The organism is Candidatus Neomarinimicrobiota bacterium (genome assembly GCA_022573815.1).
Classification (GTDB): domain Bacteria; phylum Fidelibacterota; class SORT01; order SORT01; family SORT01; genus JACZTG01.
On record JACZTG010000001.1, the window covers coordinates 37105 to 58892 of the forward strand.

At 42.4% G+C, this 21788-nt stretch carries 17 protein-coding genes; 14 read left to right on the forward strand and 3 right to left on the reverse strand.

Annotated features, from left to right (window positions below):
• Window positions 1-6: 6 nt before the first annotated feature.
• Genes maf through porU form a run of 3 tightly spaced genes read right to left on the reverse strand, consistent with a single transcriptional unit; the run spans window position 7 to window position 4917 of the window.
• Window positions 7-612, reverse strand: coding sequence for a septum formation protein Maf (gene maf, locus IIB39_00195; GenBank protein ID MCH8927118.1), 606 nt, complete (start codon window positions 610-612; stop codon window positions 7-9).
• A gap of 10 nt (window positions 613-622) precedes the next feature.
• Window positions 623-811, reverse strand: a complete 189-nt coding sequence (locus tag IIB39_00200) for a glutaredoxin family protein (protein ID MCH8927119.1) — start codon at window positions 809-811, stop codon at window positions 623-625.
• Between the two features lie 56 nt (window positions 812-867).
• Entirely contained in the window at window positions 868-4917 is a 4050-nt protein-coding gene (porU, locus tag IIB39_00205; GenBank protein MCH8927120.1) for a type IX secretion system sortase PorU, read from the reverse strand.
• A gap of 364 nt (window positions 4918-5281) precedes the next feature.
• Between porU and folE the strand changes: the two genes are divergently transcribed.
• The 14 genes from folE to IIB39_00275 all read left to right on the forward strand — a co-directional run bounded on the left by folE (window position 5282) and on the right by IIB39_00275 (window position 21746).
• The gene (gene folE / locus IIB39_00210; protein MCH8927121.1) at window positions 5282-5824 is read left to right on the forward strand and encodes a GTP cyclohydrolase I FolE; all 543 of its coding nucleotides are present in this window, start codon (window positions 5282-5284) and stop codon (window positions 5822-5824) included.
• A gap of 22 nt (window positions 5825-5846) precedes the next feature.
• On the forward strand, window positions 5847-6509 hold the full coding sequence (locus IIB39_00215; protein MCH8927122.1) for a 7-cyano-7-deazaguanine synthase: 663 nt from the start codon (window positions 5847-5849) through the stop codon (window positions 6507-6509).
• 22 nt (window positions 6510-6531) lie between these two features.
• The gene (gene bcp / locus IIB39_00220) at window positions 6532-6987 is read left to right on the forward strand and encodes a thioredoxin-dependent thiol peroxidase (GenBank protein ID MCH8927123.1); all 456 of its coding nucleotides are present in this window, start codon (window positions 6532-6534) and stop codon (window positions 6985-6987) included.
• 118 nt (window positions 6988-7105) lie between these two features.
• Window positions 7106-8443, forward strand: coding sequence for a signal recognition particle protein (gene ffh, locus IIB39_00225; GenBank protein MCH8927124.1), 1338 nt, complete (start codon window positions 7106-7108; stop codon window positions 8441-8443).
• A gap of 23 nt (window positions 8444-8466) precedes the next feature.
• Window positions 8467-9513: a 30S ribosomal protein S16 gene (rpsP, locus tag IIB39_00230; GenBank protein MCH8927125.1), complete on the forward strand. Its 1047-nt coding sequence runs from the start codon at window positions 8467-8469 to the stop codon at window positions 9511-9513.
• Between the two features lie 8 nt (window positions 9514-9521).
• Window positions 9522-10070, forward strand: coding sequence for a 16S rRNA processing protein RimM (rimM, locus tag IIB39_00235; GenBank protein MCH8927126.1), 549 nt, complete (start codon window positions 9522-9524; stop codon window positions 10068-10070).
• Between the two features lies 1 nt (window position 10071).
• Window positions 10072-10761: a tRNA (guanosine(37)-N1)-methyltransferase TrmD gene (trmD, locus tag IIB39_00240; GenBank protein MCH8927127.1), complete on the forward strand. Its 690-nt coding sequence runs from the start codon at window positions 10072-10074 to the stop codon at window positions 10759-10761.
• Window positions 10762-10789: 28 nt separating this feature from the next.
• Window positions 10790-11137: a 50S ribosomal protein L19 gene (gene rplS, locus IIB39_00245; protein ID MCH8927128.1), complete on the forward strand. Its 348-nt coding sequence runs from the start codon at window positions 10790-10792 to the stop codon at window positions 11135-11137.
• A 103-nt stretch (window positions 11138-11240) separates the two neighbouring features.
• Entirely contained in the window at window positions 11241-12428 is a 1188-nt protein-coding gene (locus IIB39_00250) for an MFS transporter (protein MCH8927129.1), read from the forward strand.
• Between the two features lie 119 nt (window positions 12429-12547).
• Window positions 12548-13963, forward strand: coding sequence for an L-seryl-tRNA(Sec) selenium transferase (selA, locus tag IIB39_00255; protein ID MCH8927130.1), 1416 nt, complete (start codon window positions 12548-12550; stop codon window positions 13961-13963).
• Window positions 13963-15843, forward strand: a complete 1881-nt coding sequence (selB, locus tag IIB39_00260) for a selenocysteine-specific translation elongation factor (protein MCH8927131.1) — start codon at window positions 13963-13965, stop codon at window positions 15841-15843. Before selA ends, selB begins: the two co-directional genes overlap by 1 nt.
• Window positions 15844-15880: 37 nt before the next feature.
• Entirely contained in the window at window positions 15881-18454 is a 2574-nt protein-coding gene (gene mutS, locus IIB39_00265) for a DNA mismatch repair protein MutS (protein ID MCH8927132.1), read from the forward strand.
• 55 nt (window positions 18455-18509) lie between these two features.
• Window positions 18510-19586, forward strand: a complete 1077-nt coding sequence (locus IIB39_00270) for a hypothetical protein (GenBank protein MCH8927133.1) — start codon at window positions 18510-18512, stop codon at window positions 19584-19586.
• 114 nt (window positions 19587-19700) lie between these two features.
• Window positions 19701-21746, forward strand: coding sequence for a peptidase M49 (locus IIB39_00275; GenBank protein MCH8927134.1), 2046 nt, complete (start codon window positions 19701-19703; stop codon window positions 21744-21746).
• Window positions 21747-21788: the final 42 nt, after the last annotated feature.

Genomic DNA, 21788 nt, shown 5'->3' on the forward strand with positions numbered 1-21788 from the left:
GAAAAGTTATTCGCTTAAACTCAGTCGCTTCCGATTGTCAGGATCGATCATCATCTCATAAAAGCGGGTAAGCGGGAATCCCATTACATTATTATAACAGCCTTCTATTTTTTGAACAAATAACGCTCCCGAGTCTTGAATCCCATAAGCTCCGGCTTTATCAAGCGGTTTTGCCGTATCAACGTATAACATAATCTCTTTTTCGCTGAGCGCCCTGAAATAAACTTTAGTCTGCACATAATCTGTGATAGAATATGATGAGGGAGTTGACAATATAAAAATCGCCGTTAAAACGGTGTGCATTTTCCCGCTGAGTTCTCTCAACATATTTATCGCTTCGTCCCGGCCGGCAGGTTTCCCGATTACTCTGTCCCCCAATGCCACGATTGTATCCGCGCTGATTATAATGCCATCCTCAACTTTCTCGGCAATTGACCTTCCTTTTGATTCCGCCAATTTCTGAATTAAGTGGATTATCGATGAATCCGTTACCTCATCTTCATTGATCTTCGGAGGAATAACTTCAGGTTCCAAGCCTATCTGCCTAAGAAGTTGTAGTCGTCGTGGTGACTCTGATGCAAGAACGAGTCGGCGATTAATTTTTAGTAGCATTGAAACAGAATTAACTTTTTAAGATTCGTAGAAGTTTCTTCTTGTTGATTTTATGCTTGAAAGCGATCTCCCCGTCAATTTCGATAACAGGGATTTCAATATCGAATTTCTTCATAAGTTCTTCGTCTTGAGTAATATCAATGGAGCTGAATTGGAAGTCCGCTTCTTCAGCTGCATGCTCAATTATATTCAGAGCCACGTCGCACAGGTGACATCCTTCTTTCGTATAAAATTTAACGGTGTGATAAATATCAGTTACCGGGCTATTGCCAATTTTTCAATTACCTCGACCCATTGGCCCGTGAAGGAAGATTTCACTCTTAATCTGTAGATATAAACGCCATTTGCGAGCCGGTCGCCTACTTCGTCTCTGCCGTCCCACCTTATTTTTTGAAAGCCGATAGAAACAGAAGAGAAATCATTTATTTTTCGAATGAGCCTGCCTGCTACGGTATAAATATTAATCTCTATTTCTTCAACCGGCTGACTTAGAAAATAGGTAAAGTCCGTGGAGGTTGACATTGGATTCGGGTAATTATAAACACGCTCGATAGAAAGCTCATCGCTTGTGGCGATATTGAAAACAACCGATTCCTCGGTAAAATTATTGTAACTATCCCAAGCTTTTACGGTGAGAGAGTGCTCTCCGGCGTCAAGAATCGGCAAGGGATAGCTGATGTTACCTTTTTGATAACTGTCAATATCATATTCAAAGAACTGTGTAATATTAAACTTATTATTGAAATCTTCATCAATTGTCAAAGTGATTTTGTGACCGACTTCTTCCGCCAAATTTATTCCATTCTCATCATTTAAAGATATTTCGAGCAAGGCGTCCTGTGGCACTATATCTCCGGGTCGAAAAAACAGACCCTGAAATCCGACAGATATTTCAGGTCCAAGGTTATCCGCGGTGGCAGCCGCAGTTCCATCGTATTCTATATTACCAATCGCTCCCGCTCCATCCAATCCGGAGGCTTCGTCCCACCAATATATTATGGTCTTACCGCTGTTACCGCCATAGCTGATGTCACGCGGAACGATAAACGAGCTTTCATAGCTTCCGGCGGTAGCGCTTACAGGTCCGCTGAATATACGAGGACCCGGCAATTTATAACTGATTGAACCTGTAACGCCATTATGTGTTTCTGATCGTGTCACTGATTTTTCGGAATCAAATACATTTACGGCGACAGAGACCGATCCGAGATTCAAAATGTTACCGTTTTTATCAAGAATTTTACCGCGTATGCTTGCTTTGCCGAGAGCCTGCAAAACAGGAGGGTCTATGCTTTCTATGGTAGCGCGCCCCTGAGGTAATGCTACCCGCATAGTCGGATCTCCAAGATAATGATATTTTTGATCGTTACTGTCATCGGAGCGGGCAAGTTTTGTGGCTAAAAGCGCCGCACCTACACGCGGCGCATTACTTGAGAAAGGTTGTTCCGGAAGTAACATATTAAAGAATTTCGCAGTTATGGTAGCATTCGGTCCCGAATATACAAGTCGAGATGCCGCGAACATTCCAATAGCGCCATTCTGCTTTTGGACGAGGAGATCCTCAGCCATTGATTGGATATTCGGGTCATCATATCTTCCGAATTCACAAGTTCCCGCCACCCAAATGGGAAGTTTTTGTCCTGTGTTAATAATATTTAAGTCGCGTTCGCTTGTCAGAAGTCGCTCTTGCGCTAATACGGTGGGCCCTCCATGACCTATGTAAATGAGAAACGTCGTTCCCCTGTTTAATTGCTCCAAAAGAGCCGAAGTGGCATCCGGTTTTCTTACTCCGAATACTGCGGCATCAGTTTCAACTTTAAATTCGGTCATATATATTTTTCTGATATCACTACTCTGCGGAAGCGTTTTTATGATCTTATCTTCCGAATCTCTGATGTGATTTGTCTCCGGATTTTTCGATGGTCGAAACAGATCATCGGCAACAATGGTGACGGTATTTTTCCAGTTTCCGAAAATTGGTTCGGACTCGTATAAAATCAGCTTTTCCACAAAGTTAGCGGCATCTTCCGGAGTTCTTGATACTATCCTTCCGAGAGAAATATCAGCTTTTCTGTCTGTGCCTGATATAAATGCAAAATGGTCATCCGCTGCCCGAGAGTCTATGAAACTGATATGAGTTGTAGTTGTAGAAGTGTCATCAATAAGTTGATATGTAAGTATAAAATTTGTCGACTCACCTGTGATATTTCGATAATCGTAATCACCGTCGCCGAAGAGGAGAGCAAAGCTGGGTTTAGGAGCATTCCAGTTTTCATAAGCGTGCTTGAAAAAATATCTGAGAGCCATAGGGTCAATCTGTCCGGCGCTAAATTCATTTATTATGTCGTCAATATCAATTACAATCGTTTTAAGCCGGTCATCCGGTTTGGCTTCAAAACTTCTATAATCAGCCAATTGGTCGGCGGATTCTCTGAAATCTTTGTGAGTAACGATAATGTAATCTGCCTGAATACCGCTGATTCTTGCCCTCGGAGTGCCAAGTCCGTCAACTTTGGTAATCTCCGATACGGATAAATATGCTGAAGACGCTGAAACGTAATATTCATTTCGCATACCCGGATTCACCTGTTCCTGCCAGATTATGCTTGAAGATGAAATGGTAGTAGGGGAAATTTTATAGGTCTCTCCGATATTGGAAATATTGAATATGTTCACATCGTTTGAAGAAAATCCTGATGCATTATATTTCATTAAACCGCTATCGGAGGAGGTGAAAAAATGAAGTATATCCGACTCAGCCTTCATTAATCTGGTATATCTAATCTCAAACCAATCTAAAAACCCCTTGGAAGGAGAATCAACACCCTCATATGCTAATATGAATCTATTCACTCCTGATTTCAGAGGGCTGTTAGACACCGTTTTTCGCCGAAAATTTACTCTATAGTTACTAACAATACTTGTAGAAAGTAATTGCGTGCCATCGAGGCTAAGTATAAACCTGCCTCCAAAAGATGCATCTTCTATACCGCTGCGGGTTCGCATAGAAAACTTACTATTTTGCGAACTGACCACATCATTTAACATTATTGGGTACTCCTGAAAATCGGAAATACCGGTAAGGCTTACTCCAAAAAAACCTGTTCCGGTTCGGAGAAAATTAATGAACTCATCTTCCTGATGGTAGAATGCTTCGTATTGCGATATGTCCGAATCAGGAATACCGGCTGTTGAGGGAGTCGTTATCATCTCTTTTCCGGGCGAGGAGCCGGTAGGCGCAACGTTTAGCCAATAAAATGATAAGTTTGAATACGGATTTTGAGAAAACCTAATCTGATTCTTCAGGCTATTGAATTCGAAACCGGAGGCGCCCTTACCGTAAAATATAACTTCATCGTTTGAATCAAAATTACCGTCTGAATTATTATCCTGTCTCCATGCCGGGATTTCAATTAGGTTATCAGTTACTACAGCTCCGATTTTTCCGTTCATTACTCTACCGCCGAAATAGGGTGAATAGATTTTTAGACGATTTAAATCGATGTTATTCAGATTTATACCAAATGAACTTAGGTCATCAGTCGTTAACTTATATATACCGTCATTTAATAGAGTCATTTTATACCAATCTCCCGGACCGAAAGAGACTGTTTTGTTAAATGGAGAATATCTTTTGTTCTCCACAAGCCAATCTTTCGACTGATTAAAATTGACGATAGCGGCGCTGTATATCTCTTCTTCGGCTGAGGAAATCCGTTGAATACTTTTTTTGGCTGAAGGTATGTCACCGAAGGATATTTCGACTGAAATCTCATTAAAAAGATTTATTCCGTCAGATGAAGCGGAAACCTCGTACGGGTGGATAATAACCTGAAAAATCCGTTGCTGCCGGAAATAACCCACGTCTTTAATTGTGACCAAATTAATCTTCGGGATGCTATTAGAATTAATATTGCTTTTATCCATGAAAAAAACGGGGACTCCGGTTGATCTGCTTATCGAATTAGGGTGACGAGCCGGAATACCTTTTAATGTTTTACCACCACTTTTACTTACACCTGTTATCCTTGGAACTGCTCCGTCTGGAACTCCAAAGGTATAAACCGCCGCAGGCAGGGCGATCTCGCCGGGGGAACCGGTAATTTCAGATTCTCCCTGGAACGAAATATCAAGCGTTCGGGAATTAAGTTTGTTTTCATTGAATACAGGCCTGAGAGTTATGCTCAGTCCCCTTTCAGAAGTTTTTATAGTTGAAGGTTTTCTGTTCAGATTTTCCGACTGGGTCGCAGGAGTGGAGCCGTCGGATGCAAACTGTAAAAGAGCAAGGATAATAAGCGCAGGCATTTGGATTACTTATTTTCCGTGAAAAGATAAAAGTTGGTTTTCGATTCTACCCCGAAGCAATCGGATAAATTTGAAAAGCCGCGCAGAATATTATACATTCCCATAACTGATCCTTATTATAGATAAAATTCTGTAACTATTTTCTTGGCTTTTCCTCAATATGTGTGAGCAAATATATTCAGAAAGTTCAACTCTGTCAAGCCTATTTAGTTCCAATAGATGAATATAAATAAAGCGATAGTAAAATAATATTTAACTCCTTAATTTAATGTAAGACGGTTTACATTATCATAATTAGCGTAAAAAGAAGTGAAAGATAGAAAAACTGTTCGATTAAATGAAAAATCAATAGGAAGAAGGAAAAGTGGAAAACCTAATAAAAGAATTATTAGAAATTATAGGTGAAGACCCTAACCGGGAAGGATTGCTGAAAACACCTTCAAGAGTATCAAAATCGCTGAAATTTTTGACTAAAGGCTACAATGAAAGTGTAGAAGAAGTATTGAACGGTGCGATTTTCACAGAAAAATTTGATGAAATGATAATCGTAAAAGATATTGATTTGTACAGCCTATGTGAACATCATTTATTACCGTTTTTCGGAAAATGCCACGTTGCGTATATTCCGAATAAAAAGATAATAGGCTTGAGTAAAATACCGAGAATTGTGGAAATATTCGCCCGACGATTGCAAGTTCAGGAACGCTTGACAACTCAAATAGCCGAAGCGGTTCAGTCAGCAATAAATCCACTTGGAGTGGCTGTAACCATTGAAGCTACTCACCTTTGTACAGTTATGAGAGGTGTAGAAAAACAAAACGCTGTAGCTGTGACCAATTCCATGCTTGGCAATTTTAAAACGGACCCGAAAACGAGAATGGAATTCCTGTCGATGATCAGTTCCTGAATTAATTCGGAAGAAGAAAAAGATGCAAAAGTCTTTCAAAAATCCATTTTTTGATTTTGATAAAGAGGCGGAGCTCAGGATATTGTACAGCGGGGGAATTGAAAGTTCAGTAATGGTCGGAAAAGCTGTTGAAGAGGGACTGAATCCAACACCGGTTTATGTTTCTATCGGCACGCGATGGGAAGATGCTGAAATCAAAGCGGCAAAAAACTATCTGGAAGCTCTTGAAACAGGGTTTTCAGAAAATATGGTGATAATAAAAACCCGTACGAATCAAAATTATCCGGATTGGGTTTATGGCGGAGAGGGTTTCCCGATTTCTGATGCGGGTGTATCAAGTTTGGAGCTGCCCGATAGAAACGAAACCCTCATTCGGGAGGCGCTGAATTACAAAGATGGGCAAAATTCGCTGAATATTTTCATTGGAACTACTGCGGACAATCCATTTGACGACGGTACGGCAGAATTTTTTCTGAATTTAGAGGCTCAGCTTTTCAATGAAAAGAAACGGAAAGTGAAGATAATTGCTCCGCTGCACCATTTAAATAAGAAAGAGGTTATAGAGTTGGGTAAACGATTTCCGTTAGAACTGACTCTTTCGTGCGTTGCGCCGATAGAAGGAAAACCGTGCAAGAAATGTATCAAATGCGCTATAAGAAATGAAGCGTTTCTGTTAGCAGGCTAAAATAATAAAGAAAGGATTAAATATGAATCTAACTGTTGGAGATAATGCTCCCGAGTTCAATTTGAAAGACCAAAACGGAAATGATATTAGTTTAAGCGGTTTGAAAGGGAAGAGAGTAATTTTGTATTTCTATCCAAAAGATGATACGCCCGGATGTACTGTCGAAGCATGCAATTTCAGAGATGATTTCTCGCTTTATACGGACAACGATACAGTCATATTGGGTGTAAGCCCCGATGGTGAACAATCACACCAAAAATTCATCAAGAAATTTGACCTTCCTTTTTCACTTTTATGCGATGAAGATCATTCCGTTGCCGAAAAATATGGCGCATGGGATGAAAAAAGTATGTATGGCAGAAAATATATGGGAATTATCAGGACTACCGTGCAAATCGATAAAGATGGAAAAGTCGAAAAAGTCTATGAAAAAGTCAAAGCGAAAGACCATAGCAAGGAAGTGCTTGAATCTTTTTAAATATTAACGATTATGGATAGCCGGTATGAGGTCAAACGTATTGATTCAGAAGCAGAAAACACTTGCAAGGATAAACAAGATTATATAACTTTCTTGGCTTGAAACTACTTAGGAAAATATGTTTGAACAGTTAACTAATAGATTCACGGAAATTGTGAAAAATCTTCGGGGATTAGGAAAGATTACCGAGAAAAACGTAGAAGATACTCTGCGTTCGGTGAGGCGTACCCTCTTGGAGGCTGATGTAAATTACAAGGTGGTCAAGAATTTCATTGAATCTGTAAAAGAGAAAGCGTTAGGCGAGAAAGTTGTAAAATCTATCACACCGGGGCAGCAACTTGTCAAAATCATTCATGACGAGCTGGTCGGTCTTATGGGCGGGAGTTCTGTCGGGGAGCCGGAATTGTCCCTTAGAAATCCAAGTGTGGTAATGATAGTTGGTTTGCAGGGTTCAGGAAAGACAACATTTTGTGCAAAATATGCCAAACGACTGAAAAAATCCGGGAAAACGCCTTTATTGGTCGCTGCCGATGTTCAGCGCCCTGCCGCTATTGAACAGTTGAAACAATTAGCGTCACAGGTCGGTGTTGAAGTTCATTCCCAAAAAGACGATTCACCGATTAAACTTTCGATGGATGCCGTAAATTATGCTAAGGAAAACGGCCAGGATGTGGTTATCATAGATACCGCGGGAAGACTTCAGATAGATAATCAAATGATGGATGAGCTAAAGCAGATAAAAGAGAGAGTGAATCCTGAACTTATTCTTTTTGTCGCCGATGGAATGAGCGGGCAAGACGCTGTTAACGCAGCCAGCGAATTTGCCGATCAGGTCGATTACAACGGAGTCGTTCTTACAAAGATGGACGGAGATGCTCGCGGAGGCGCTGCGCTATCAATTCTTGCAGCTACAGGAAAACCAATATACTATGCAGGTATTGGTGAATCGCTTGATGCGCTTGAACTGTTTCATCCTGATAGGATGACGGGACGAATCCTCGGAATGGGGGATGTCGTAACACTTGTAGAGAAAGCACAGAGTGTAATCGATGAAGAAAGCGCTAAGAAAATAGAGGAAAAATTATTAAAGCAGACATTCACTTTGGAAGACTTTCTTGAACAACTGGGCAGCATAAAGAAAATGGGGCCTTTGGAAGATATTATCGGTATGATCCCCGGAATGGGAAGCAAACTGAAAGGAATCAATTTGAATGACAATGCCCTGACGAAAACCGAGGCTATAATACAATCTATGACCCCTGAAGAACGCAATAATCCGGGCATATTAGACGGTAGCCGTCGAAAAAGAATTTCAACAGGCAGTGGCACGTCGGTAAACGAAGTAAATAAGGTACTTAACCAGTTCAGTCAAATGAAAAAAATGATGAAGATGTTCGGATCAGGTAAGATGCGGAAAGGAATAAGCATCCCCGGACCTACAATGTTTACAGGGTAAACCCCTAAAAAGGAGGATATAACTTGGCAGTAAGGTTGCGATTAAGAAGAACGGGAAAAAAGAAGCAGGTTCACTATCGTTTAGTGGCTGCGGATGCCAGATTTCCACGCGATGGAAGATTTTTAGAAACTGTGGGACATTTCAATCCACGAATGAATCCACCTACAGCTGTGGTAAATGAAGAGAGAGTATTTTATTGGCTGGACAAAGGCGCGGAAATGTCAGAAGCATTCCGTGGTGTGCTGAAAAATAAGGGACTCCTTCTAAAATATGAATTGATAAAAAAGGATACTCCTGAAGCAAAAATAGATGAAGAAATGCAAAAGTGGGCAATGTCCTATGAATTACGTCAGAAGAAGAAATCTGAAAAATTAACGAAAACCAAGAAGAAAAAAGCGAAAATGGAAGCGGAAGCCGCCGAGTCAGTAGATGAGAAAACTGCTGTAGCGGAAGAAACCGCAGAAGAAGTAAAAGCAGAAGAAACAGCTACCGAAGATGCTCCTGCTGAGACAGAAGAAAAGGCTGAGACTGAAAAGTCTGCGGCGGAAGAACCCGCGGAAGAAGTAAAGGCAGAAGAAACAGCTGCCGAAGAAGCTCCTGCTGAGGCTGAGAAGCCTGCGGCTGAAGAGCCTGCGGCAGAAGAACCTGCAGCTGAAGAGAAGGCTGAAGAGCCTGCTACGGAAGAACCCGCTAAAGAGGTAAAAGCAGAAGAAACAGCTGCCGAAGAAGTTCCGGCTGAGACAGAAGAAAAGGCTGAGACTGAAAAGTCTGAGGCGGAAGAACCCGCGGAAGAAGTAAAGGCAGAAGAAACAGCTGCCGAAGATGCTCCTGCTGAGACAGAAGAAAAGCCTGCGGCGGAAGAACCCGCTGAAGAAGTAAAAGCAGAAGAAACACCTGCCGAAGAAGCTCCCGTCGAAAAGAAAAAGGCGAAAAAGAAACCCGCTAAGAAAAATGCAGACGACAAACCAAAAAAGATAGCTGCCGAAAAAGAGAGCGCAGCAGATAAAAAACCGGAAAAGAAGAAAAAAGCGCCGGCAAAACCAAAGAAAAGCGATGATAGTAAGGAATAAAGGTCTAAATGAGTAAGATAAAAAGCGATAAAGATAAATTTCATAAGGAAGATGATTTTAATTATGTAGGATCCATTGGAGGAGCAAGAGGTCTCAAGGGAGAGATTTTGGTAAATCTCTTCACAGCACATCCGGCGCATCTTGCCGGGCTGGAAAGTCTATACTTGAGGTTTGATGGATTACCAAAAATTCTTTACACTATTCAGAGGGCTAAATGGGACGGCTCAAAATTTATTCTCAAATTGCACGATGTTGATGATCGGAATAAAGCAGAGTCACTTAAGGGAGCAAAAATATTTATACCTGAAAGTGCCGCTTATCAAACAGAAGAAAATGAATATTTCATTGATGACCTTATAGGAATGAATGTGGTGGACACTACAGGAACCAAACTCGGTACGATACGGGATGTCCTGAATTATCCCGCTCATGATGTTTACGTTATTTCAGACGATAAAAAGGAGATTCTTGTTCCTGCCGTTCAGGAATATGTACGTGAAGTGAATCTAACTACCGGTACCGTTATGATATCAATTATAGACGGGCTGTCTGATTAAGATGCGAATTACTTTTATTACTCCGTTTCCTGAAATATTGAAAGGCGCTCTCTCGGCGAGTATACTCGGCCGGGCGGAAACGAATGATATAGTTAAATACAATATCATAAATCTTCGTGAATTCGGGGATGGACCTCATAAAAAAGTAGATGACTATCCTTTTAGCGGCGGCCCCGGAATGGTACTGACACCCGGACCGATTTTCAAGGCGTTTGAGGATTCGTTTGGCGAAAATCCAGAGGGGTTAAGAGTAATACTTCCCTCACCTTCAGGCAGACAGTTTACTCAGCAGATGGCTAAAGAATTAACAGAAGAGAGTGAGATAGTGTTTATCTGCGGTCATTACAAAGGAGTGGACGAGAGAGTAATCGATTCTCTTGTCACAGATGAAATATCAATAGGCGACTATGTATTGTCAGGCGGGGAGATACCTTCTCTGGCTATCAGCGATTCGATTGTGCGGTTACTCGACGGTGCGCTTAATGACCCTGAATCAGCGGAAACCGACTCATTCACGCATCCTCTTTTAGATCAGCCTCACTACACTCGCCCATCAAATTTTAGGGGGATGGAAGTACCCGAAGTTTTACTTTCCGGCGATCATGAAAAAATCCGTTCATGGAAAGCGGAACAAAGACTTAAAAGAACTGAAGAGCGGAGGAGTGATCTTCTGCAGGACAAATTAAACTAAAAAGATTTACTAATTGGAGATTTTGGAAATGAATAAAGTACAAGAGTTTGGAAAAGCTCAGTTGAAAGATAAAATTACCGACTTTAGGGCCGGTGATACTTTAGAGATTGCCGTTAGAATTCGTGAAGGCGGGAAGGAAAGAACTCAGATGTTTGAAGGCGTAGTAATGCAGATTCGCGGTGACGGACTGAACAAAACCTTTACAATCAGGAAAGTATCCGGCGGAGTGGGTGTAGAACGAATTTTTCCGCTGCATTCTCCAAGCGTTACCGGAATAAAGAAAATTAAAAGCGGAAGAGTGCGAAGAGCGAATATTTCCTATTTCAGGAAGCTAAAAGGAAGAGCTGCTCGAATCACGGAAAGAAGGGACCGATAATTCCTCATATATAAGATTAACCAATCAAATATTTCAGTGAGTATTCGCCGCCTCCGTAAAAAAATCGGGCGGCGATTTATTTTAAAGGAATAAGAAAAGAGAGATGGAAGACAAAAAATTAAATTCGGATGAAAGAAAAACAATGGCTTTTGCGTCAACGGCGCATGCTCTTGTCCATTCGTTTATGCTTATATTTCCGGCTGTAATGCTTCCCGTTATGAAAGAGTTTGACTTAACGAGTACCGATGCGGGATTTCTTGTTACGTTTTCATACCTGATGTTCGGGCTCGGAGCGATTCCGGCGGGATGGCTCACCGATCATTTCGGTTCAAGAGGATTAATCGTGATATGTCTAATCGGCTCCGGCTTATCCTCAATTTTCATTGGAACGTCAGAGGATTATTTTCAGCTTGCCGCAGGACTGCTCTCTCTCGGCGCGTTCACAAGTATTTATCACCCGGCAGGTCTTGCATTGATATCAAGGAGAATTAGAAACAGACCTCGCGCTCTCGGGTATCACGGAATATTCGGCAATTTAGGTTTAGCGGGAGCCCCTTTCGCAGCGGGAATTATTTCGAGTATCGGTCAATGGCGCGACGCCTATCTTCTGTTTGGTATTATTTCTATAGTCGCAGCATCATATTTTCTTATTCGACCTGTCTCCGAACGCAAGATAGACGACAGTGGCGAAAACAGAGGCGAAGTTAAAACCAAGTTCCGCGAGGTAATCATATTATTTATGACAACTGTGATATTCGGGTTTATCTATCGCGGCGCATTGACGTTTATGCCGTATCTGTTTACCCATAACGTAACACAGTGGACAGCTGTTGACCCTATCGTTATCGGAGGAAGTGTAACGGCGGCAGCGCTTCTTGTTGGTATATTCGGTCAATGGTTCGGAGGCAGGGTGGCGGAGAAATATTCGCTGACCTTCATTTTGACAATAATCTGGGCGGCGCTTATTCCGGCGCTCCTGCTAATGGGAACATTTGAACAATACCTGCTCATTGGTACCGCATTCATATTCACAATATTCATATTCGCTTCCCAGCCTGTGGGGAATACGCTGCTTGCGACATACATCGCAATGAAAAGCAAAGGAATGGGTTACGGATTGAACATAGCCATAGGTTTCGGAATCGGTTCTTTTGCTGCTCCCGTCTGCGGCTACATCGCGGAGAAGACTTCAGCAGGGGGAGTATTTATTTTCTTAGGTCTGCTTGCTCCTATAGGATTGGGATTGTCGCTATGGCTTAACCGGATTGAAAGAAAAAAATTGGTTGCCTGATAACGAACTTTCGCGAAGTAGGGAAGTTATTCGCAGATGCTGAAACAAGAATTTCCACTATTGACTAATCTTATGAATATCAATATCTTTATTAGCTGTTATATAGTGTTTGTTATCATATGAATAGTAAAGACATCATTCAAAACAATTTGAAAAATCTTCCGTCGGTTGACTTGGTTTTGTCTCAGCAGGTACTTGCCGGACTTAAACTGCCCCACGAATTGATATTATCGGAAATTCAACGGCTGATAGCGGTTGAACGTGATAAGATGATGGATGATGGAGAAACGATTGAAGCAACAAAGGAATCATTGGCGAAAGAGCTAGCCGCAGAAGCTTCCAAGACACTTCGCAGAAATTATCTGCCGAGCCTTCGAAAGGTCATCAATGCCACCGGAGTTATCCTGCATACCAATTTAGGAAGGGCGCCCCTGTCTAAGAGCGTTGCGAAACGTGTGAGCGAAATTGCAGGAGGTTACACTAATCTTGAAATAGACCTCGAAAGCGGGAAACGTTCGGACCGGACGCTGCATATTGAGCGATTACTCACATCGCTCACAGGTGGAGAATCCGCGGCTATAGTGAATAATAATGCTGCGGCTGTATTGCTTTCTATAAACTCTTTAGCGTATAAAAAAGAATGTATAGTCTCACGCGGTCAGCTGGTGGAGATTGGCGGGTCGTTCCGAATGCCTGATGTAATGGAGAGAGCCGGAACCCGAATGATAGAGGTAGGCACCACAAATCGTACTCATCTGAAAGATTTCAAGAATGCTGTAAATGACGAGACAGGCGCCATTATCTTGGTTCATACAAGCAATTATAAGATAACAGGTTTTACCAATTTCCCGAGTCATTCGGAAATTGTCAATATAGCGCACGAGAATTCGATTCCGGTTATATACGATCTGGGAAGCGGCGCATTAACGGATTTAAGCAGTTTCGGCCTGCCTCCGGAGGAACTCGTTTCTTCAGTTCTTAAATCGGGAGTGGATGTTGTTACATTCTCAGGCGATAAATTGCTTGGAGGACCGCAGGCGGGACTTTTGGTCGGCTCCACGAATGTGATAAAGAAGTGTAAAGAAAATCCGATGATGCGAGTCCTTCGATGTGATAAAATCACGCTTACCGCAATGGAAGAAACTCTGAAACTATTTGCCGACACGGAATCATTATCGGATAATCACGCAGTCTATTCACTTTTTTCTAAGACTATAGAAGCCTTAACCGGAAGAGCGGAGAAAATTGTCGCTGATTCAGAAGGAAAAATTGACGAAGAATATACTTTGGAAATCGTCAGCGTTACGGGAGAAGCGGGCAGCGGCTCGCTTCCTGTTGCGGAGCTTCCAAGCATGGCAATCAGAATTCAATCCGAATCTAAAAGTATGAATAAAACTGCCCATAATTTCAGATCACTTGCTGTTCCCGTCATCGGTTACATCAAGGAGAACGCATTTTATCTTGATATGAGAACTCTGCTTGAAGAAGATATTGACTTACTTTCCAAATCAATAAAAGAGGTTTTGGGTAAATAATGAGCCACATTGTAATTGGAACAGCAGGACACATAGACCACGGTAAGACGGCGTTGGTCAAAGCGCTCACCGGAACCGATACCGACAGGCTTCCCGAAGAAAAATCCCGCGGCGTGACGATAGATATCGGGTTTGCGTTTCTTGGCGATAATATTACAATAATTGACGTGCCGGGGCATGAACGATTCATTAAGAATATGGTTACGGGAATCTCGTCAATTTCATATGTGATTTTAGTGATTGCGGCGGATGATGGAGTTATGCCGCAGACTCGAGAACACTTGGATATACTTGATATTTTAGGTGTAAAAGATGGGTGCGTTGTACTGAATAAAACCGATCTTGTGAAGCCCGATTGGCTTGAATTAGTGGAAGCAGACGTGAAAAAACTTCTGAGAGGGACATTTCTTGAAAATGCAATGATATTAAAAGCGTCATCTGTAAATGGCAACGGCATAGAGGATATTAAGAAACACTTAAAGGACATTATATCTAATAAAAGGGATAATATTGATAGAGGCTACTTCCGTTTACCGGTCGATCGCGCTTTTTCAGTTAAAGGATTCGGAACGGTTGTGACAGGAACGGTCATATCCGGTTCAGTGAAAAAGGGTGACCTGCTCGATGCGCTCCCCGGCGGCTTAGAAGTGAAAGTACGCGGCATTCAAAAACATAATCGTGACGCAGAATCAGCCGAGATCGGAGAGAGAGCTGCGCTCAATCTTTCAGGTGTCAACCTGACCGAAGTGGGAAGGGGTCACCATCTGTCAGAAAAAGGATATTTGCGTTCTACATCACTCTTGGAAGCAAATATTGAACTCCTTAAAAACGCTCCTAAAAAGTTAAGTAATCGGACTCGAGTGCGCTTGCATCTTGGAACCGGAGAAGTGATGGGCAGGCTGTCAATTTTTGGCGGAAAAGATATTGAGCCGGGCGAGAGCGGATTGGTTCAAATATTCCTCGAAAAGGAATCGGCTGTCGCTGTGGCAGACAAATTCATTATGAGAAGGTATTCGCCTTCTTTAACAATCGGCGGTGGAAAGGTTCTTCAAATCTCCAACAAAAGGTATAAGAGAAATGATGAACATATTCAGAATATTCTGTCTCAGTTAAATGAAGGGGACGAACTGAAGTCCGCAGAGCTTATCGCAAGGGAATGCCGCCAAAGCGGAATCAACGCAAAAGAGCTGGGAATAAAATTGGGCGTTTCCTCAACTCTTGGGTTGAGCTTACTAAAAGATCTGTCGAAATCGGGAAAGTTGGTGGTTTTGGAGAATGAATCAAAAGAGAGATATTATTCTCCTGAAATGCTTGATGATCTGAAAGACCGATTAAGTGAGCAAATTGATTCATTATTCAAGAAAAATCCGTTATCGGGCGGTATAAAGAGCGTTGAGATAAAAGAACAGTTGGCATTACCAAACAAAGTGTTCGAGCATATCGTTGGACAGCTTATAAGTGAAAATAAAATTGCGAAAAGTGGTGATCTGATTTCGAGAGTAGAAAATGGTGATGAAAAATCTGATAAAGAAACCGAAGAATTAGAAAAAGTCTTAATGTCGCGCAGCTACAATGCGTTCACTACGGAAGAACTGTCCGAGAAAATAGATAGAGATAAAAAAGAGACTTTTCAGCTGGTCAAACGGCTTATATCTAACGGAAAAGCGATCAGACTTGACGGTGATTATTTCCTTCATACAGACCTTCTTGAGAATCTCAAAGAGAAAGTTGACAAACACTTTGAAGATAACGATGAACTAACAGTGTCTGACCTGAAACAACTAGCTGATGTATCAAGGAAATTCGCTATTCCGCTGTTGCTCTGGTTAGATGACAACGAGGTAACCCGACGCGATGGAAATATAAGGATAAAAGCCTGATATGACATCGAATATAATTGCTGAATCTACGCCTCTAATGCGGCAATATTCGAAAATCAAAGCCGCACACCCGGATTCCATCCTTCTCTACAGGATGGGGGATTTCTACGAGACATTTGAAGAAGACGCAAAAATCACCGCAAAGGTGTTGGGAATTACGCTTACCGCCCGCGCCAACGGTAAAGCCGGAAAGGTTGCTCTCGCCGGATTCCCATGGCACTCGCTTGATTCACATCTGTACAAATTGATTAATAGCGGTTACAAAGTGGCGATTTGTGAACAGGTGGAAGACCCGGCTGCTGCTAAGGGGATAGTAAAAAGAGAAGTGGTGGAAGTAGTTACTCCCGGTTCCGCCGTTTCTGATAAGATGCTTGATGAAGGAAGAAATAATTATATTGCGGCTGTCACTATAATGGAAAACGAGGTAGGGCTCGCATGGGCAGACGCTTCCACAGGTGCGTTTAAGGTTTGTGAGCTGGACTTGATGTCTTTGAAAGAAAAACTCCGGGCTATCGAACCTTCGGAGATTTTAATCCAGGATTCTGTGGAGGACGATAAAGATGAGTTTCTTCCTGAGTCGCGAAGAGCTATGGTTTCCACGGTGGAAGATTGGGTATTCTCCTACGATTACGGCTATGAACTGCTGACAGGGCATTTTAATACTAAAAATCTGAAAGGCTACGGAATTGAATCTTTGCGTCTTGGGGTTCAAAGCGCCGGCGCTCTGCTGCACTATCTTGATCTGAATCATAAAGAAAGCTTACGGCATTTCACTACTATCTCCCTTCACAGTGATGATATGTACATGGGACTTGACCAAACGACAGTTCGAAATTTAGAAATGTTCGAACCGTTGATGCAGGGAATTGAGCGCAGTTGTCTGCTTGACGTGTTAAACAGGACTAAAACAGCAATGGGCTCTCGATTGTTGCGAAGCTGGCTTCGGAATCCGCTTTCGCAAGCAGATGAAATTGATAAACGGTTAAACGTGATTGAAGCATTTTTTTCAGGAGGCGGCAAGCGGGAAGAGGTAAGAACCCTTTTAGGAAATATGAATGATATTGAGCGGTTGCTGTCGAGATTATCCTCAGGAAGGGCAATTCCCCGAGACCTTTACGGTCTGAGGGTCAGCCTTGAATTGCTGCCTTCATTCAAAAAGCTGTTAGGAGAATTTAATAATGATTCAATAAATAAAATAGCAGCCGAATTTACAGATATGGATCCCATCACAAATCTTATCAAAGAATCCCTGCGGGATGATCCGCCGGCATCGAAAACTGATGGGGGATATATAAAAGAGGGTTTTAATTCTGAACTTGACGACCTGCGTAAAATTTCTTCTTCAGGAAAAGACTGGATAGCCTCTATGCAGGAAAAAGAACGGGTGCGGCTCGGAATCCCGTCCTTGAAAGTCGGTTATAATAAAATTTTCGGTTATTTTCTCGAAGTGACTAAACCGCATGTTCATAAAGTTCCGGAAGATTTTATCCGAAAACAAACTCTCGTGAATTCCGAACGGTATATAACTCCCGACTTAAAGGAGTATGAAGAGAAAGTGTTGGGCGCGGAAGAGAAAATAAAGGCGTTGGAGCTGAAATTATTTGATGAAGTACGCGATAAAGTTTTAGGGTACGCCGGTGAAATCCAATGGAATGCCGATGTTATAGCCCGCTTGGATGTTCTTTCCTCGTTGGGACTCATAGCGGAGAGTGAAAATTGGGTTCGCCCTGTTCTTGATGATTCTCTACGAATCGTTATCAAGGACGGGAGACATCCGGTAGTGGAATATTTAATGCCTCCGGGCGAATCGTTCATACCAAACGATCTCGAAATAGATAACAGTGAGCGACAAATTCTTATTGTGACAGGTCCTAATATGGCAGGGAAGTCCACTTATCTCAGGCAGATAGCGGTGATAATTCTAATGGCGCAAATGGGAAGTTTTGTGCCCGCAAGCGAAGCGAAAATCGGAATGGTAGATAAGCTCTTCACACGGGTGGGAGCATCGGATAATTTAGCGGGCGGGGAGAGCACATTTCTTGTTGAGATGAACGAAACGGCAAATATATTGAATAACGCCACCGTTCGCAGCCTTATCCTGCTGGACGAAATTGGACGAGGCACAAGCACTTATGACGGATTATCCATTGCCTGGGCTGTGACAGAATATCTTCATAACAATTCTTCTGTAGCGGCTAAAACCATATTCGCTACACACTATCACGAACTTGCCGAGCTTGAGGAACTGCTTCCGAGGGTATTCAATCTAAACGTTGCGGTAAAGGAATATGGAGACAAGATAGTGTTTCTGCGGAAAATAATTGAAGGCAGCGCCGACCACAGCTACGGTATTCAGGTGGCTCAGCTGGCGGGACTGCCGCAGACAGTTATCGAACGGGCAAAAGAAGTATTGTGGTCGCTTGAGACTCAATATACCACTCTCCAAAGAAAGCGGGTAAAAAAAGAGGATGTTTCAAAATATCAAATTGGTATATTCGATGAGAAGGAAGCGAAGTTCAAAGCCGAGTTGAAAGCTGTGGATATTGATAATATGACACCATTGGAAGCGATGGCAAAACTAAATGATTTGAAAAAGAAATGGGGATTATGATATTATCAGGGAACCGTTTACGAGTTAAATCGTAAAAATGGCATCAGGTATGTATTTGAAATTTAAAAATATAACTCCAATTGTATTAACATTAATTATTTTGTCGATACCAACTTCGGCAATACCGCAGAGCGTAGCAAAATATGCGGGAGAGTTCATTTCAACTGGTGTGGGAGCGCGCGCTCTCGGTATGGGAGGCGCATTCGTTAGCGTTGTGGACGATGTGACGGCGGGATATTGGAATGCTGCCGGTCTTTCAGAGATTAGATATCAACAAGCGGCAGCAATGCATTCGGAGCGGTTTGCGGGAATCGTTACCTATGATTACGCAGCTTACGCCCGGCCTTATGGCAACGACAGAACAATCGGTTTCAGTATGATACGGCTCGGTGTTGACGGCATTTCAAATACCACGAACGCACTTCTTGATTATGGTACAGACGGAATTCCCGGTACTGACGATCCTGACGGAACGGAGGGGAATGGCCAGTTAGATGAAGGAGAAAGGCTGAACGAGGATGCTATAACGAAGTTTGGAGATTCGGAATGGGCGTTCTATGTTTCGTATGGAAGGCAATTAACTTCCCGGTTTTCTTACGGTGGAAGTGTGAAGTTTATTAGAAAAGCATTTGCGAACCATTCAGCCAACGGTCTGGGATTTGACGTTGCCTTCAAATACCGCTTTCGCGATAATATCTTTATTGGAGCAAATTTTCAGGATGTAACTACCACGCTTCTCGCATGGGATACAGGCACAAAAGAGCTAATTTCTCCCACTCTTCGTTCAGGAATATCTACCCGACTTGAAATCCCGTTTACAAACAGCGCATGGATAATGCCGGCTATTGAGATAGTTACGCGAACTGACGGAGACAGACCATACTCGGATGGGATTAGTCTGGGTTCGGCCTTTAGCTCGCTTACGTTTGGGGCGGAACTGCATCTGAACGACCGACTCGTGCTGCGAGCGGGCAGAGGCGAAGTAGAGCCGTTCAGCGCGGGAATGGGAATAAAAGTAAGAGGCGCCATGGTTGATTACTCATTCGGGTCTGTCGGCTCTCAGGAAAATCTCGGTGACACGCACCGTGTCTCATTGATGGTGGATTTCAACAGCAGTCTTTGGGTTCGATAAAACAAATCCGGAACTTATCCGAATCTTCTTCGTTAAGACTTGAATATTCGTCTCTGTTTGCATAGATTTATCATATTAATAATCAATTGGAATTTAATAATTCAGAGGATAATTATGAAAAATTATAGAACAGCTCTGGCAGTGCTAATGTCGGTTATGGTACTGTTTATCTCCTGCTCAAAAAGGGATTCAAACAACATGACTGAAAAGAAGTATTTCTTAGAAAAAGTCAGAAACGTTCTTGTAGTTCAGGCATACGCTGATGAATTTAAGGAATTAAGTCTGAAAGAAAAAATGCTCGCATGGCATCTATATCGCTCTTCAATCGCGGGCAGAAATATCTATTATGACCAAAACCACAAATACGGATTGAAGATCAGAAATATTCTTGAAGGAGTTATTGAAAATGGGGACGGTATTGATGAAAATCTGTATGCGAGCGTCTTGGAATACACTAAAATGTTCTGGATAAATAATGGACAGTATGATAATCTCACAGCAAAAAAGTTTGTTCCTAATTTCAACTATCTGGACTTTTCCAAAGCAGTGAATAGCGCAATGATCAATGGAGCTGATTTTGGTCTTGGTGAAAATGATAATATCGATGAGGTTTTAAGACACCTCAGACCGTATATTTTTGATAGTGATTTCGAATCGGTCAAAACGAATAAAAGCCCGCCGGAAGGGAAAGATATGCTTGAAGCCAGCGCTGTTAATTTCTATGATGGCGTTACTTTGGCTGACTTAGAAGGCTTCGAGGAAATTAATCCGCTGAACTCCAAAGTAGTAGTACAGGAAGGGAAATTAAAGGAGCTTGTTTACAGGGCAGGCGGTGATGGAATCGAACCCGGCTTATACGCAGAAGAACTCGGTTTGGCGGCGAAAGAACTTGAGGAGGCGGCTGAATACGCTGATCCGGGACAGGCAAATGTCTTGAGGCTTCTGGCTAAATATTTCCGCACAGGAGATCTTAAAGACTTCCAGACATATAACATCGCATGGGTGCAGGATAGTTCGTTCTTTGATATTATCAATGGATTTATCGAAGTATATGACGATCCGCGCGCGCAAAAGGGTTCTTATGAGGCGGTGCTTGAAATGATTGACACTGAAAATTCAAAGCTTATGAAACAATTTGCAAGCAACGCTTTGTATTTCGAAAATAAAGCTCCCTGGCCCGATGAATATAAAAGGAAGGAAATAAATCCACCGCTGGCTAATGTAATGACAATATTGGTGGAGACAGGAAACGCGGGACCGATTAGTCCCGGTGGAATTAACTTGCCTAACGAACAATTTATCAGACAGGAATACGGCTCAAAAAGTATATTGCTTGGGAATGTGGTCAAAGCCAGATTGGAAGCGGTGGCGGGTGAAGAAGTTGATGAATTTCTCTCTTCGGAAGTAGAAAAAGAGATATTAAAGAAATACAGCAATATTGAATACGACTTGAAAGTAGGCATGCATGAGGTAGTTGGACACGCTTCCGGGAAACAATCCGAATCGCTTGAGGGAGACCCTGCAGAGTATATAAAGGAGTATTACTCCACTCTTGAGGAAGCACGGGCTGACCTTGTGGCTCTTTGGAATTTCTTTGACGAAAAATTGGTGGAATTGGGTCTAACCCCATCAACGGAAGTTGGAAAGGCAGGCTACATTAAATACGCTATGAGCGCTCTTACGCAGCATCGAACTGTTCCGAATGGCGACCAGTACGAGGAAGACCATGACCGGGGAACACAGATGATAGTAGAGTATATTAAAAGAAATACGTCCGGTATTGAAGTGATAAAACGGGATGGAAAGACGTATTACAAGGTTGTGGATTTTGAAGAAATGCGCAGAGGTGTGGGTGAAATACTCTCTAAATTGATGGTGATTAAGGCTACCGGCGATTATGAAGGAGCCAAAGCTCTGATAGAAGAGTACGGATTAAAGTTTGACACTGCGCTCAGGGATGAAGTTCTTGAGCGTTCCAGAGCTATTGGACTCACCGACTATACGGCAGTAGTATTCCCCCGACTGACGCCGGTTTACGATGCTGATGGAAATATTGAAGACATCTCAATATCCTATCCAAAGGATCTGAAAACCCAGATGCTGGATTTCAAACACTTTTTTGATGAGGAAGAAGAGAAGGATGATGATCCGGTAATGTAGAATCCGATTTAATCAGATAATTCAGGTTATAGATTAAAGCCC